This is a genomic window from Mycobacterium sp. HUMS_12744610, assembly GCF_041206865.1.
GTDB classification, from domain to species: domain Bacteria; phylum Actinomycetota; class Actinomycetes; order Mycobacteriales; family Mycobacteriaceae; genus Mycobacterium; species Mycobacterium servetii.
Genome location: NZ_JBGEDP010000001.1, coordinates 5,508,041 through 5,520,173, shown reverse-complemented (window position 1 = coordinate 5,520,173; position 12,133 = coordinate 5,508,041). Strand labels below are relative to the sequence as shown.

Sequence of the window (12,133 nt, the reverse complement as noted above, 5' to 3'; positions counted from 1 at the left end):
CGAGTCTAAGGGCGCCGGCGCGCTGCGGCCCCGGTGACGCGGCGGTGCGTGCTCAGGGCAGGCCGGGCGGCAGCGTGATCACCGTCGGAATCTCCGGGATGGTGATCACCGACGGCAGATGCGGCAGGTGGTGGTGCGGCGGCTCCGGCCGCTGCGTCGGCTCCTGGGCGGGATGCTGCACCGGGGGTGGCGGCGGCGCGGCCGAGCTGGACGGCGTCGTGGTGGTGGTCGTGTTGGTCGGCGTCGTGGTGGTCGTGGTGGTGCTCGTCGGCGAGGTGGTGCTGGTCGTGGTCGTGGTCGTCGACGGGGCGTTGCCGCCGCCCTGGTTGCCGCCGATCAGCTCGACAATGCCGAACACGATCAGCCCGATAAGGATCAGGACCAGCACGACCCAGCCCACCAGCATCGCGGGCCTGCGATACCAGGGCCTGGGCTCTTCGTCCTGGTCGAAGGAGTCGGGTTCCTGCGGCTGCCCGAATTGACCGGGCTCCTCCGGCGGGGTTTCGCTCCCCTCCGGGGGGTGTCCGCCCAAGCCCCAATTGGCATGCTCGGTCGGCTGGTTGTGGAAGTCGTCAGGTGGGCCGTAGCGTGCCACGGCAACGATGTTACTGACCCCGGGGCGGTTGTGGTCGCCGTCGCCCGGAAACGGCGGTGCTCAGAAGGTGTCGACCTTCTCTACGCTGACGAACATCCCGTGGCCGGTCTTGTCGTTGGTGAAGCGGGTGCCCTCGGGGGTGGCGTTGATCGTCCAGCCCTGCGCCGCGTAGGTCTTGTAGTCGATCGTGACGGTCGGGATGGCGCCCAGGTTGCCCAGCACCCACTGCACGGACCCGCCGGCGGTGATGCTGACGCCGTTGGCGTGCTCGCCGTCCTTGAGCGGGGAGTCGGTGAACGGCGCCTCGCAGCCGACGGTGTCCTTGTTGATCTGGCACCGGGTCTGACCGGACTTGGTCTCGATGAACACGTAGCCGTTGTCGTCGGGCGGCAGCGGGATGGCGCCCGACGGCGTGGTCGGTCCGGTCGGGGCCGGCAGGGCGGTGGCCGGCGGGGGCGACGACGGTGCCGGACCCGGCGTGGGAATGCTGGGCTCGACGGGCCCCGCGCCCGGCGCGGCGACCGGCCGGCCCTCGATGCTGGAACTGCAGCCGGACACCGGCACGGCGCTGACCAGCACGGGCGAGAGCAGCAGCGAACCTCCGGCCAGACCCCACCGCGCCTTCTGTGACAACCGCACGAGCTGCTCCCGAACATCTGAAATAGCGGACTTCAGATTATTCACCGAAGTCGCGCGGGCTACTGCGGTGACGCGCCCGTGGATGCGCGGGAATCGGCGCCGCGCAGCGCCTCGGCGGCCCGGTGGGCGGCGGCGACGATGCCCTGGTAACCGGTGCAGCGGCAGAAGTTCCCGGACAGGCCCTCGCGGATCTCGGCGTCGGTGGGCTCGGGGTTATCGCGCAGCAGCGCGGTCAGCGACATGACGAAACCCGGCGTGCAGAAGCCGCACTGCAGCCCGTGGCACTCCCGCAGCGCCGACTGCACGGGCGACAGTGCGCCGTCGGGCGAGGCGATGCCCTCCACCGTCGTCACCTCCGCGCCGTCCGCCTGCACCGCGAACATCAGGCACGCGCGCACCGCGGCACCGTCCAGGAGCACCGTGCAGGCGCCGCACGCCCCGTGCTCGCAACCCAGGTGGGTGCCGGTGAGCCCGCACCGCTCGCGCAGGAAGTCGGCCAGCGTCATGCGCGCCTCGACGCTTGCGCTGGTCGGGGTTCCGTTGACGTACAACCGGATCGGTTCCTCATGCATGGTGGGCCTGCGCTTCCTGTACGGCCTGGGTCCAGGCGCGCGCGGCCATGGCGGCTCCCACCTGGGTACGGTACGGTGCCGACCCCTGCAGGTCGGTCGGGATGTCGTCGAGCCCGCTCATCGCGGTCCGGCCGACGTCCCGGGGATCCAGCCCGCCGACCGGCTCGCCGAGCACCGCGGCCTCGGCCGCGGCCGCGCGCCGGGGCGTGGCGCCCAGGCCCAGCAACCCGATCGCGGCGCGGGACACCCGGTCACCGTCGTCGAGCTGGACCGCGACCAGCGCGCCCGCGATCGCGAAATCGCCGTGCCGGCGCGCGAATTCGTGCACCGCGAACCCGCACCTACCGTGCCACGACGGGAACCGCACACCGGTGAGCGCCTCGTCGGGGCCCATGGCCGTCTCCCACAGGCCGACGAAGAAGTCGGCGCCGGCGATCTCGCGGCGCCCGCGCGGCGAGGCCACCTCCAGCACCGCGTCCAGGGTGAGGGCCACCGCGGGGTATTCGCCGGCGGCGTCGGCGTGGGCGATCGACCCGCCCAGGGTGCCGCGGTTGCGGATCTGGAAGTGCCCGACGAACGGTGTCGCCCGGGCCAGCAGCGGAACCCCTTGGCGCACTATGGGATCGGCGCCCACCCTGGCCTCGGTGGTGCCCGCGCCGATCCACACCCCGTCACCCCGCCGCTCGATGCCCTGCAGTTCGCGCAGCCGGGAGATGTCGATCAGGTGGTCGAAGTAGGCCAGCCGCATCGACAGCATCGGCACCAGGCTCTGCCCGCCGGCGATGAGCTTGGCGTCCTCGCCCAGTTCGGCCAGCAGCCCGACCGCCTCGTCGGTGGTGTCGGGACGGTGGTAGGCGAACGACGCGGGCTTCACCGGTCCCTCCCGGCCAGCAGCGCGGCGATCGAGGCGGGGCTGGCCGGCAGCCGGGTGACCGTCACGCCCAGCGGTGCGAGCGCGTCGTTGATCGCGTTGATCACCGCCGGCACCGACCCGATCGCGCCGCCCTCCCCGGCGCCCTTGTAGCCGCCGGGTCCGGGGCCGGGTATCTCGACGTGCCCGAACTCGATGGCCGGAACCTCGGTGGTGGTCGGCAGCAGATAGTCGACGAACGTGGTGGCCAGCGGGTTGCCGTCGTCGTCGTAGCGCAGGTCCTCCAGCAACGCGCCGCCGATGCCCTGGACCGTCCCGCCCGCGATCTGGCCCTCCACGATCGCCGGGTTGATCATGGGCCCGACGTCCTCGCTGACGATGTAGCGCAGCAGGGTCACCTTGCCCGTTTCCACGTCGACCTCGCAGGTGCAGGCGTGGGTCGCGTTGGCCCACAGGATCGGGGCCGCGGCGACGTAGCGGGCGGTGGCTTCCAGTTCGGGGGACATCCCGGGCGGCAGCTGTTGAGGCGAGTAGTGCGCGAGGTAGGCCAGCTCGCCGAAGGTCACCTTCCGCGACGGGTCGCCGCGCACGATCGCGGTCGAATGCGCCAGTTCCACCTCAGATTCGGAGACCTTGAGCTGGTTGGCGGCCAGCGCCACGATCTTGGCGCGCAGCGCGGCCCCCGCCTGGGCGACGGCGCCGGCGGTCATCGGGCCGCTGCGGCTGCCCTGCGTGCCGGCCCCATACGGGGTGATCGCCGTGTCGCCCTGGATGGTGGCCACGTCGTCGATGTCGGCGCCCAGCGCGTCGGCGGCCAGCTGGATCACCGTGGTTTCCAGGCTGTTTCCGCTGGAGCCGCCGTTGACGTAGACGTTGATCCGGCCCGTGGGCTCCATGCGCATGGTGCAACCCTCGGTGGCCAGGTGCCCGGTCGCCGCGCCGGTCGGCTCGATGTAGGCCGAGAAACCCAGACCCAGGTAGCGGCCCTGCGCCAGCGCTTCGGCCTGCTCCTTGCGGAACCCTTCGTGGTCGAGGATTTTCACCGCCTGCTCGAAGGTCTCGATCGGGGCGACGTGGTCATACGGCATGCCGTTGGGATTGACGTAGGGCATCTCGTCGCGCCGCAGCAGGTTGCGCCGCCGTAACTCGACCGGGTCCAGGCCCATCTTGCGGGCGGCGATGTCGAGCACGATCTCGCGGGCCAGCGACTCGTACTGCCACGGGCCGCGGTAGGCGGCCAGCCCGCTGGTGTTGGTGAACACCGTCTTGTAGTTGAAGCTGGCCCTGGGCACCCGGTAGGGGCCCGGGAAGAACATGCCGATGGCGGCCGTGGTCAGCACCGGGTACGGCGTCGGGTAGGCGCCGACGTCCTGCACGAAGTCGATGTCGGCCGCGGTGATGGTGCCGTCGGAGTCGAACGCGATGCGCGCGGTGCCGTCGACGTGGCGGGCCTGCCCGGCCGACATCAGGTTCTCGCGCCGGTCCTCGATCCACTTCAGCGCCGTGGGCACCTTGCGCGCGGCCAGCATGATGCACATGTCCTCCCGCATCGGGACGACCTTCTGGCCGAAGCCGCCGCCGGTGTCGCGCATGATGACCCGGACACCTTGGGCGGGGATGCCCAGCAGGCGCGCGCAGAAGGCGCGAAGTTCGTGCGGGGTCTGCGTGGACGCCCACAGCGTCAGCTCCCCGGAGGCGGCCGACCACTCGGCGACCAGGCCGCGGGTCTCGATCGGCACCGGCGCGTAGATCTGTTGGTAGATATGCTCTTTCACCACGCACGCCGCGGAGGCGAACAGCTCCTCGTCCGGCGGCGCCCCGCCCAGGCCGCCCGCGACGTTGTCGGCGTAGGCGTCGTGCACCAGCACCTCGGAGGTCTGGGCCCGGGTGAGGTCGGTGATCGCGGGCAGCGGCTCGTAGTCGACGTCGACGAGTTCGAGCGCGTCCTCGGCGACATACCGGTTCTCGGCGACGATCAGCGCGACCGGGTCGCCGACGAACTTCGCCTCGCCCTCGGCCAGCGGCGGCCGCGGCGTGTCGGGCACGTCCTTGCCGGCCACGGCGTGCCAGGCCTCGTGCACGTCGGGGTTGAGGTCGGCGGCGGTGAACACCGCGCGCACCCCGGGCAGCGCCAGCGCCGCCGAGGCGTCGATGCCGTTGATCTTCGCGCGGGCGAACGGGCTGCGCACGAAGCAGGCGTGCAGCATGCCGGGCCGGGAAATGTCGTCGACGAAGCTGCCGCGGCCGGTCAGCAGCCGCAGGTCCACCCGTTGCACGCGCGTGCCCGCGTAGCGCGGCGCCGGGCTGGTCGGGGCTGCCTGCACGTCGTGGGCCATGACGCTCCATCCGCAGTTTGCGCACGGTTATCGCTCGATGAGAAGTCCGATGTCATCATAGGAGAGTGGGGTTACCGCAGTCGACACCGCGGCACGTGGGGATCGTGCTGGCCGCCGGCGCGGGCCGGCGGTACGGCAAGCCCAAGGTGCTGGTCGAGGGCTGGCTGCCGACCGCGATCGGCGCACTGCGCGACGGCGGCTGCGCCGGCGTCGTGCTGGTGCTCGGCGCCGCCGAGGTGCCCGCCCCGCCCGGGGTCACCGCGGTCACGGCGTCGCGCTGGCGCGAGGGGCTGAGCGCGTCGGTGTGCACCGGCCTGGCCGAGGCCGACCGCCTGGGCGCCGACTACGCGGTGCTGCACGTCGTGGACACCCCCGACGTCGGCCCCGACGTGGTGGCGCGGGTGCTGGGCCGCGCGGAGGCGTCGGCAAGCGGGCTGGCGCGCGCCGTCTTCGGCGGGCGGCCGGGGCACCCGGTCGTCATCGCGCGCCGGCACTGGCCCGAGGTGCTGACCCGGATATCCGGGGACCAGGGCGCGGGGGTGTACCTGCGCGAGCGGACGGACGTCGCGAACGTCGAGTGCGGCGACCTCGCCGGCGGCCAGGACGTCGACGAGCCTCAAGACGAGCCGCGTTAGGAGATCAGGTTCATCGCCACCGCCGCCAGCAGCGCGATCAGGGCCAGGGTCCGCTGCGGGACGGCCTCCAGCGCGCGCCGGGGCCGATCATCTGCAGCTGGCGATGGCATCCGGCTCCTGACGCCGCGACTGGTGGGAACGCTCAGGCTGACCCAGCAGCAACCTCGGCACCGGGCAACGCGGCCTGAGCTCCGATTTGCGTCGATATGTTTACCTGGGTCGGTCCGTACCGGGAGAGGAGCAGCGTGGCAGCGATACCGGTCATCGCACTGACCGGCTTTCTGGGTGCGGGCAAGACGAGCCTGCTCAACCACGTGCTCCGCGCGCCCGGGGCCCGCATCGGGGTCGTCATCAACGACTTCGGAGAACTCAATGTGGACGCCGGGCTGGTAACGGGTCAGATCGACGAGCCGGCGTCGATCGCCGGTGGGTGTCTCTGTTGCCTGCCCGACGACGGCGGTCTCGACGAAGCTCTCGCCAAGCTCGCCGACCCCCGCCTGAACCTCGATGTCATCATCGTCGAGGCGTCCGGTCTGGCCGAACCGACCGCGGTGTCGCGGATGATCCGGTTCAGCGGTGTGGAGCGAGTGCGTCACGGCGGCGTGGTCGACGTCATCGACGCGGCTCGCCACTTCGACACCGTCGACCGCGGAGGGGCGGCACCGGCCCGCTACGGCGCGGCGTCGCTGGTGGTGGTCAACAAACTCGATCAGATCCCCCCCGACGACCGCGCGAAGGTGTTGGAGCGCATCGAGACGCGGGTCCGGGGAAGCAATCCGGATGCCCACATCGTCGGCGCGGTCGGCGGGCGTGTCGACCCGACCCTGCTGTTCGACGTCTCCGAGACCGACGACGAGGCCGGCTCGGGCCAGTTGTCGTTCCGCGCATTGCTTCTCGACGGCCAAGCCACCGAAGCCGCCGGAGACCACGACGGCCACCACCGTCACGACCGCGTTGCTTCTGTGACGGTCACCGGCGACGGGTGCGTCGATCCCGGCGCGGTCTTCGATCTTCTCGAGGACCCTCCGGTCGGGGTGTACCGGATGAAAGGCACCGTCGCCGTTCGCTATCGGGAACGCGTGCGCCGCTACGTCGTCAACGTCGTGGGCACCTCGGTGCATGTCGCCCCCGCATTGCCCGGCGCGCACGCCAATGCGCTGGTCGCGATCGGCACCGGCCTTGACGTCGACCGGGTGCGCGAAGGCATGACGGCCGCATTGCGCCCCATCGACGGCCCGGCCCCGGCCGCCTGCGTGCGTCGGTTGCAGCGCCACCGTAGGCAAAGCATCTGAACTGCTCTGGGGCCCCGGGAACAAGACGACCGCGCCCGCCGTTAGCATGATCGACAACTTGAGTGCATCCGACTCAATCCTAGGTTGACACCACCGCTTCGCGAGGAGCAGGCTTGAGCGGGGGGCACTCAGCAGTAAGACGCTCGACTACTCAGGAGGAATCACTATGGCTCGTGCGGTCGGCATCGACCTCGGGACCACCAACTCCGTCGTCGCGGTTCTCGAGGGTGGCGACCCCGTCGTCGTCGTCAACTCCGAGGGCTCGCGGACCACGCCGTCCATCGTCGCGTTCGCGCGCAACGGCGAGGTGCTGGTGGGCCAGCCCGCCAAGAACCAGGCGGTGACCAACGTCGACCGCACCGTGCGCTCGGTCAAGCGGCACATGGGCACCGACTGGTCCATCGAGATCGACGACAAGAAGTACACCCCGCAGGAGATCAGCGCCCGCGTGCTGATGAAGCTGAAGCGCGACGCCGAGGCCTACCTCGGTGAGGACATCACCGACGCGGTCATCACCGTGCCCGCCTACTTCAACGACGCCCAGCGTCAGGCCACCAAGGAGGCCGGCCAGATCGCCGGCCTGAACGTGCTGCGCATCGTCAACGAGCCGACCGCGGCCGCGCTGGCCTACGGCCTGGACAAGGGCGAGAAGGAACAGACCATCCTCGTCTTCGACCTGGGCGGCGGCACCTTCGACGTCTCGCTGCTCGAGATCGGCGAGGGCGTGGTCGAGGTCCGCGCCACCAGCGGTGACAACCACCTCGGTGGCGACGACTGGGACCAGCGCGTCGTCGACTGGCTGGTGGAGAAGTTCAAGGCCAGCAGCGGCATCGACCTGACCAAGGACAAGATGGCGATGCAGCGGCTGCGCGAGGCCGCCGAGAAGGCAAAAATTGAGCTCAGCTCGAGTCAATCGACCTCGATCAACCTGCCCTACATCACCGTCGACGCGGACAAGAACCCGCTGTTCCTCGACGAGCAGCTGACCCGCGCCGAGTTCCAGCGCATCACCCAGGACCTGCTGGACCGCACCCGTCAGCCGTTCCAGTCGGTGATCAAGGACGCCGGTATCTCGGTGTCCGAGATCGACCACGTGGTGCTGGTGGGTGGTTCCACCCGCATGCCCGCGGTGACCGACCTGGTCAAGGAACTCACCGGCGGCAAGGAGCCCAACAAGGGCGTCAACCCCGATGAAGTTGTAGCGGTGGGAGCGGCTCTTCAGGCTGGAGTTTTGAAGGGCGAGGTCAAAGACGTTCTGCTGCTTGACGTCACGCCGCTGAGCCTGGGCATCGAGACCAAGGGTGGCGTGATGACCAAGCTCATCGAGCGCAACACGACGATCCCGACCAAGCGGTCGGAGACGTTCACCACTGCCGACGACAACCAGCCGTCGGTGCAGATCCAGGTGTACCAGGGCGAGCGTGAGATCGCCGCGCACAACAAGCTGCTGGGCTCCTTCGAGCTGACCGGCATCCCGCCGGCCCCGCGCGGGGTCCCGCAGATCGAGGTCACCTTCGACATCGACGCCAACGGCATCGTGCACGTCACCGCCAAGGACAAGGGCACCGGCAAGGAGAACACGATCAAGATCCAGGAGGGCTCCGGCCTGTCCAAGGAGGAGATCGACCGGATGATCAAGGACGCCGAGGCCCACGCCGAGGAGGACCGCAAGCGCCGCGAGGAGGCCGACGTCCGCAACCAGGCCGAGACGCTGGTCTACCAGACGGAGAAGTTCGTCAACGAGCAGAAAGAGGCCTCTGGAGACGAAGGGGCCGGCTCGAAGGTTCCCGAGGAGACGCTGAGCAAGGTCGAGGCCGCCGTGGCCGACGCCAAGACGGCGCTCGCCGGCACCGACATCTCCGCGATCAAGTCGGCGATGGAGAAGCTGGGCCAGGAGTCCCAGGCGCTAGGGCAGGCGATCTACGAGGCCACCCAGGCCGCGGGAGGCGCCGAGGCGGGCGGCCCGTCCGGTTCGACCGACGACGTCGTGGACGCGGAGGTCGTCGACGACGACCGGGAGTCCAAGTGAGCGACGGAAACCAAAAAGCTGAAGGCAACCAGGAACAGGTAACGGTCACCGACAAACGCCGCATCGATCCCGAGACCGGCGAAGTCCGGCACACCTCTCCCGGCGCGGCAGCGCCGGGAGAGGTGCCAGCTGCCGGCTCACCGGGCGGGTCCGGCGAGGCGGAGACCAGGGTAGCCGAGCTGACCGCCGACCTGCAGCGCGTGCAGGCCGATTTCGCCAACTACCGCAAGCGGGCGCAGCGTGACCAGCAGGCCGCCGCGGACCGGGCCAAGGCCGGCGTCGTCAACGAACTGCTGGGCGTGCTGGACGATCTCGATCGGGCGCGCAAGCACGGCGACCTGGACTCCGGGCCGTTGAAGTCGGTGGCCGACAAGCTGCTGAGCGCGCTGACCGGGCTGGGCCTGACGGCGTTCGGTGCCGAGGGCGAGGACTTCGACCCGGTGCTGCACGAGGCCGTGCAGCACGAGGGAGACGGTGCCGACGGCGCCAAGCCGGTCATCGGCACGGTCATGCGTCAGGGCTACCGGCTCGGCGACCAGGTACTGCGGCACGCGCTGGTCGCGGTCGTCGACACGGTCGAGTCCGGCGAAACCGGGCGGGACACCGACGATAACGGCCCCGGCTCCGGTGACTAGAACGCACAATCAGCACACAACGATCGGTGAGAGGAGGTGACGCGGCATGGCCCAGCGTGAGTGGGTCGAAAAGGACTTCTACAAGGAGCTTGGCGTCTCCTCTGATGCCAGTCCCGAAGAGATCAAGCGCGCCTACCGCAAGCTGGCGCGCGACCTGCACCCGGACGCGAATCCCGACAACCCCGCCGCCGGTGAACGCTTCAAGGCGGTGTCGGAGGCCCACAACGTGTTGTCGGACCCCGCCAAGCGCAAGGAGTACGACGAGACGCGGCGGCTGTTCGCCGGCGGCGGGTTCGGCGGGCGCAGGTTCGATGCCGGCGACTTCGGCGGCTTCGGTGCGGGCGGCGACGGTGTCGAGTTCAACCTGAACGACCTGTTCGATGCCGCGGGCCGTAGCGGCGGCGCCACCATTGGCGACCTGTTCGGTGGCCTGTTCGGTCGCGGCGCCGCGGCCCGGCCCAGCCGGCCGCGGCGCGGCAACGACCTGGAGACCGAGACGGAGCTGGACTTCGTCGAGGCCACCAAGGGCGTCGCGATGCCGCTGCGGCTGACCAGCCCGGCGCCGTGCACCAACTGCCACGGCAGCGGAGCGCGGCCGGGCACCAGCCCGAAGGTATGCCCGTCCTGCAATGGGTCGGGCGTGATCAACCGCAACCAGGGGGCGTTCGGTTTCTCCGAACCCTGCACCGACTGCCGGGGCAGCGGCTCGATCATCGAGCACCCGTGCGACGAGTGCAAAGGCACCGGGGTCACCACCCGCACCCGCACGATCAACGTCCGAATCCCGCCCGGGGTCGAGGACGGCCAGCGGATCAGGCTGCCCGGGCAGGGCGAGGCCGGGCTGCGCGGTGCCCCCTCGGGGGACCTGTACGTCACCGTGCACGTGCGCCCGGACAAGGTCTTCGGCCGCGACGGCGATGACCTGACGGTGACCGTCCCGGTCAGCTTCGCCGAATTAGCCTTGGGCTCGACGCTTTCAGTGCCCACGCTCGACGGCAAGGTCGGCGTGCGGGTGCCCAAGGGCACGGCCGACGGACGCATCCTGCGGGTGCGTGGCCGGGGCGTGCCAAAGCGCAGCGGCGGCAACGGGGACCTGCTGGTCACCGTGAAGGTGGCCGTGCCCCCGAACCTGGAGGGCGACGCCCAGGCGGCGCTGGAGGCCTACGCGGCCGCCGAGCGCGCCAGCGGCTTCAACCCGCGGGCCGGATGGGCGGGTAACCGCTGATGGCCGCGAATTCGAGGAACTCCGACCGGGAGTCGCGGACGTTCCTGATCTCGGTGGCCGCCGAGCTGGCCGGCATGCACGCGCAGACCCTGCGGACCTACGACCGCATGGGGCTGGTCCGGCCGCGCCGCACTCCCGGCGGGGGACGCCGTTATTCGGAGCGCGACGTGGATCTGCTGCGTGAGGTGCAGCGGCTTTCTCAGGACGAGGGGGTCAACCTGGCCGGGATCAAGCGCATCATCGAGCTGACCAACCAGGTCCAGGTGCTGCAGGCGCGGGTAAAGGAGTTGACCGACGAGCTGATGGCGTCGCGCGGCAGCCAGCGCCGCGACCTCGCGGTGCTGCCCAAGAGCACCGCGCTGGTGGTCTGGCAGCCCCGCAAACCCGGGAACCGTTAGGCGCGGATCGAGAACCGGGCCTGCGCCGGCTCGCCCGGTCGCGCGCACCGGTAGCCGCCGCGGCGCAGCGCGTCGGTCGGTGCGGTCATCGGCTCGAAGCACACCAGGTCTTCGGCGGGTGGGGCGAAGATTTGCGTGGCCGGATACCCACGCTCGAAGTGGACCTCCAGGCGGCGCCCGCCGCCGGACACCGCGAACACCGCGCCCTCGGGTACCTGATCGTAGGCGTCGTCAAAACCCTTGTCGGCCAACAAAATTTCCTGCTCCGGCTGGGTTTCCGTTGAGCCGGTGGGCAATCCGCGATCATCGAGGGCCAGGTGCCGCAGCGGCGGTGTCCGGATCGTCCATTCGGCGCGCGGCACCCCGGGCAGCTGCAGGTAGGGGTGGAAGCCGAAACACAGTGGGACCGGGGTGTCGCCGGTCGCGGTGACCGTGGTGGTCACCGTCAGCGTGCGCCCGGCCAGCCGCGCCGACACCGTCAGCACGTGCGGATACGGGAATCCGGCCAGCAGCCGCGGGTCGGCGCCGAAGTCGGCCTCGGCGGTCAGCTCGTCGCCCGATTCCGCCGTCACCCGCCAGCCCGGATAGGCGGCCATGGTGCCGTGGATGGGCAGCCCGTTGGGGTCGGCGCGCACACCGTTCTCCCCCGGCGTCAGCCGCACCGTCGCGCCCTCGGCGGTGTAGGTGTCGGCGCCCAACCGGTTCGCCCACGGGTACAGGATTGGGATGCCCATCGTCTTGCCGGCCTCGACGTAGGCGGTCAGGCCGCGCCGCTGGCCGAGCAGCTCCACCCCGTCGTCGGTCAGCGAGGTGCCGAGCATGCCGGCTCCCGGCACGAACCGGGCGGCGAGCGGCGAGGACGGGTCGCGCAGTGTGACGGTGTGCATGCCCTACCTCCGTCGACCT

Annotated in this window: 12 protein-coding genes; 6 read left to right on the top strand and 6 right to left on the bottom strand. The window is 70.5% G+C overall.

Annotated features, from left to right (window positions below; translation table 11 throughout):
* Positions 1 to 52: 52 nt before the first annotated feature.
* Genes AB8998_RS26870 through AB8998_RS26850 form a run of 5 tightly spaced genes read right to left on the bottom strand, consistent with a single transcriptional unit; the run spans position 53 to position 5,013 of the window.
* Positions 53 to 595, bottom strand: a complete 543-nt coding sequence (locus tag AB8998_RS26870) for a hypothetical protein (protein WP_369740962.1) — start codon at positions 593 to 595, stop codon at positions 53 to 55.
* A gap of 60 nt (positions 596 to 655) precedes the next feature.
* Positions 656 to 1,234 (bottom strand): hypothetical protein, encoded by a 579-nt coding sequence (locus AB8998_RS26865; RefSeq protein ID WP_369740961.1) that lies wholly within the window; start codon positions 1,232 to 1,234, stop codon positions 656 to 658.
* Between the two features lie 59 nt (positions 1,235 to 1,293).
* Complete coding sequence (locus AB8998_RS26860) at positions 1,294 to 1,806, bottom strand: (2Fe-2S)-binding protein (protein ID WP_369740960.1); 513 nt, start codon at positions 1,804 to 1,806, stop codon at positions 1,294 to 1,296.
* On the bottom strand, positions 1,799 to 2,680 hold the full coding sequence (locus AB8998_RS26855) for an FAD binding domain-containing protein (protein WP_369740959.1): 882 nt from the start codon (positions 2,678 to 2,680) through the stop codon (positions 1,799 to 1,801). The genes AB8998_RS26860 and AB8998_RS26855 overlap by 8 nt, the downstream gene beginning before the upstream one ends.
* Positions 2,677 to 5,013: a xanthine dehydrogenase family protein molybdopterin-binding subunit gene (locus AB8998_RS26850; protein ID WP_369740958.1), complete on the bottom strand. Its 2,337-nt coding sequence runs from the start codon at positions 5,011 to 5,013 to the stop codon at positions 2,677 to 2,679. Before AB8998_RS26850 ends, AB8998_RS26855 begins: the two co-directional genes overlap by 4 nt.
* 65 nt (positions 5,014 to 5,078) lie before the next feature.
* Here AB8998_RS26850 and AB8998_RS26845 point away from each other — a divergent pair, with 65 nt between their 5' ends.
* The 6 genes from AB8998_RS26845 (at position 5,079) to AB8998_RS26820 (ending at position 11,227) form a co-directional block, all read left to right on the top strand.
* Positions 5,079 to 5,648 carry a nucleotidyltransferase family protein gene (locus AB8998_RS26845; protein WP_369740957.1) on the top strand — a complete coding sequence of 190 codons (570 nt, stop codon included), beginning with the start codon at positions 5,079 to 5,081 and terminating at the stop codon, positions 5,646 to 5,648.
* 245 nt (positions 5,649 to 5,893) lie between these two features.
* A complete protein-coding gene (locus AB8998_RS26840) occupies positions 5,894 to 6,940 on the top strand; it encodes a CobW family GTP-binding protein (RefSeq protein WP_369740956.1) in 1,047 nt (348 codons plus the stop codon).
* Between the two features lie 166 nt (positions 6,941 to 7,106).
* A complete protein-coding gene (gene dnaK / locus AB8998_RS26835; protein ID WP_369740955.1) occupies positions 7,107 to 8,969 on the top strand; it encodes a molecular chaperone DnaK in 1,863 nt (620 codons plus the stop codon).
* On the top strand, positions 8,966 to 9,604 hold the full coding sequence (grpE, locus tag AB8998_RS26830) for a nucleotide exchange factor GrpE (protein WP_369740954.1): 639 nt from the start codon (positions 8,966 to 8,968) through the stop codon (positions 9,602 to 9,604). Before dnaK ends, grpE begins: the two co-directional genes overlap by 4 nt.
* 46 nt (positions 9,605 to 9,650) lie before the next feature.
* Positions 9,651 to 10,829 (top strand): molecular chaperone DnaJ, encoded by a 1,179-nt coding sequence (dnaJ, locus tag AB8998_RS26825; protein ID WP_369740953.1) that lies wholly within the window; start codon positions 9,651 to 9,653, stop codon positions 10,827 to 10,829.
* Positions 10,829 to 11,227: a heat shock protein transcriptional repressor HspR gene (locus AB8998_RS26820; RefSeq protein ID WP_369740952.1), complete on the top strand. Its 399-nt coding sequence runs from the start codon at positions 10,829 to 10,831 to the stop codon at positions 11,225 to 11,227. Before dnaJ ends, AB8998_RS26820 begins: the two co-directional genes overlap by 1 nt.
* Here the strand turns inward: AB8998_RS26820 and AB8998_RS26815 are convergent.
* Positions 11,224 to 12,114: an aldose 1-epimerase gene (locus AB8998_RS26815; protein WP_369740951.1), complete on the bottom strand. Its 891-nt coding sequence runs from the start codon at positions 12,112 to 12,114 to the stop codon at positions 11,224 to 11,226. The two genes, AB8998_RS26820 and AB8998_RS26815, sit on opposite strands and share 4 nt — an antisense overlap.
* Positions 12,115 to 12,133 lie beyond the last annotated feature (19 nt).

Excerpts from the sequence above, each read along its gene's own strand:
- dnaJ (WP_369740953.1), top strand. The coding sequence starts at position 9,651 with ATGGCCCAGCGTGAGTGGGTCGAAAAGGACTTCTACAAGGAGCTTGGC.
- dnaK (WP_369740955.1), top strand. The coding sequence starts at position 7,107 with ATGGCTCGTGCGGTCGGCATCGACCTCGGGACCACCAACTCCGTCGTC.
- AB8998_RS26815 (WP_369740951.1), bottom strand. The coding sequence starts at position 12,114 with ATGCACACCGTCACACTGCGCGACCCGTCCTCGCCGCTCGCCGCCCGG.
- AB8998_RS26860 (WP_369740960.1), bottom strand. The coding sequence starts at position 1,806 with ATGCATGAGGAACCGATCCGGTTGTACGTCAACGGAACCCCGACCAGC.
- AB8998_RS26820 (WP_369740952.1), top strand. The coding sequence starts at position 10,829 with ATGGCCGCGAATTCGAGGAACTCCGACCGGGAGTCGCGGACGTTCCTG.
- AB8998_RS26850 (WP_369740958.1), bottom strand. The coding sequence starts at position 5,013 with ATGGCCCACGACGTGCAGGCAGCCCCGACCAGCCCGGCGCCGCGCTAC.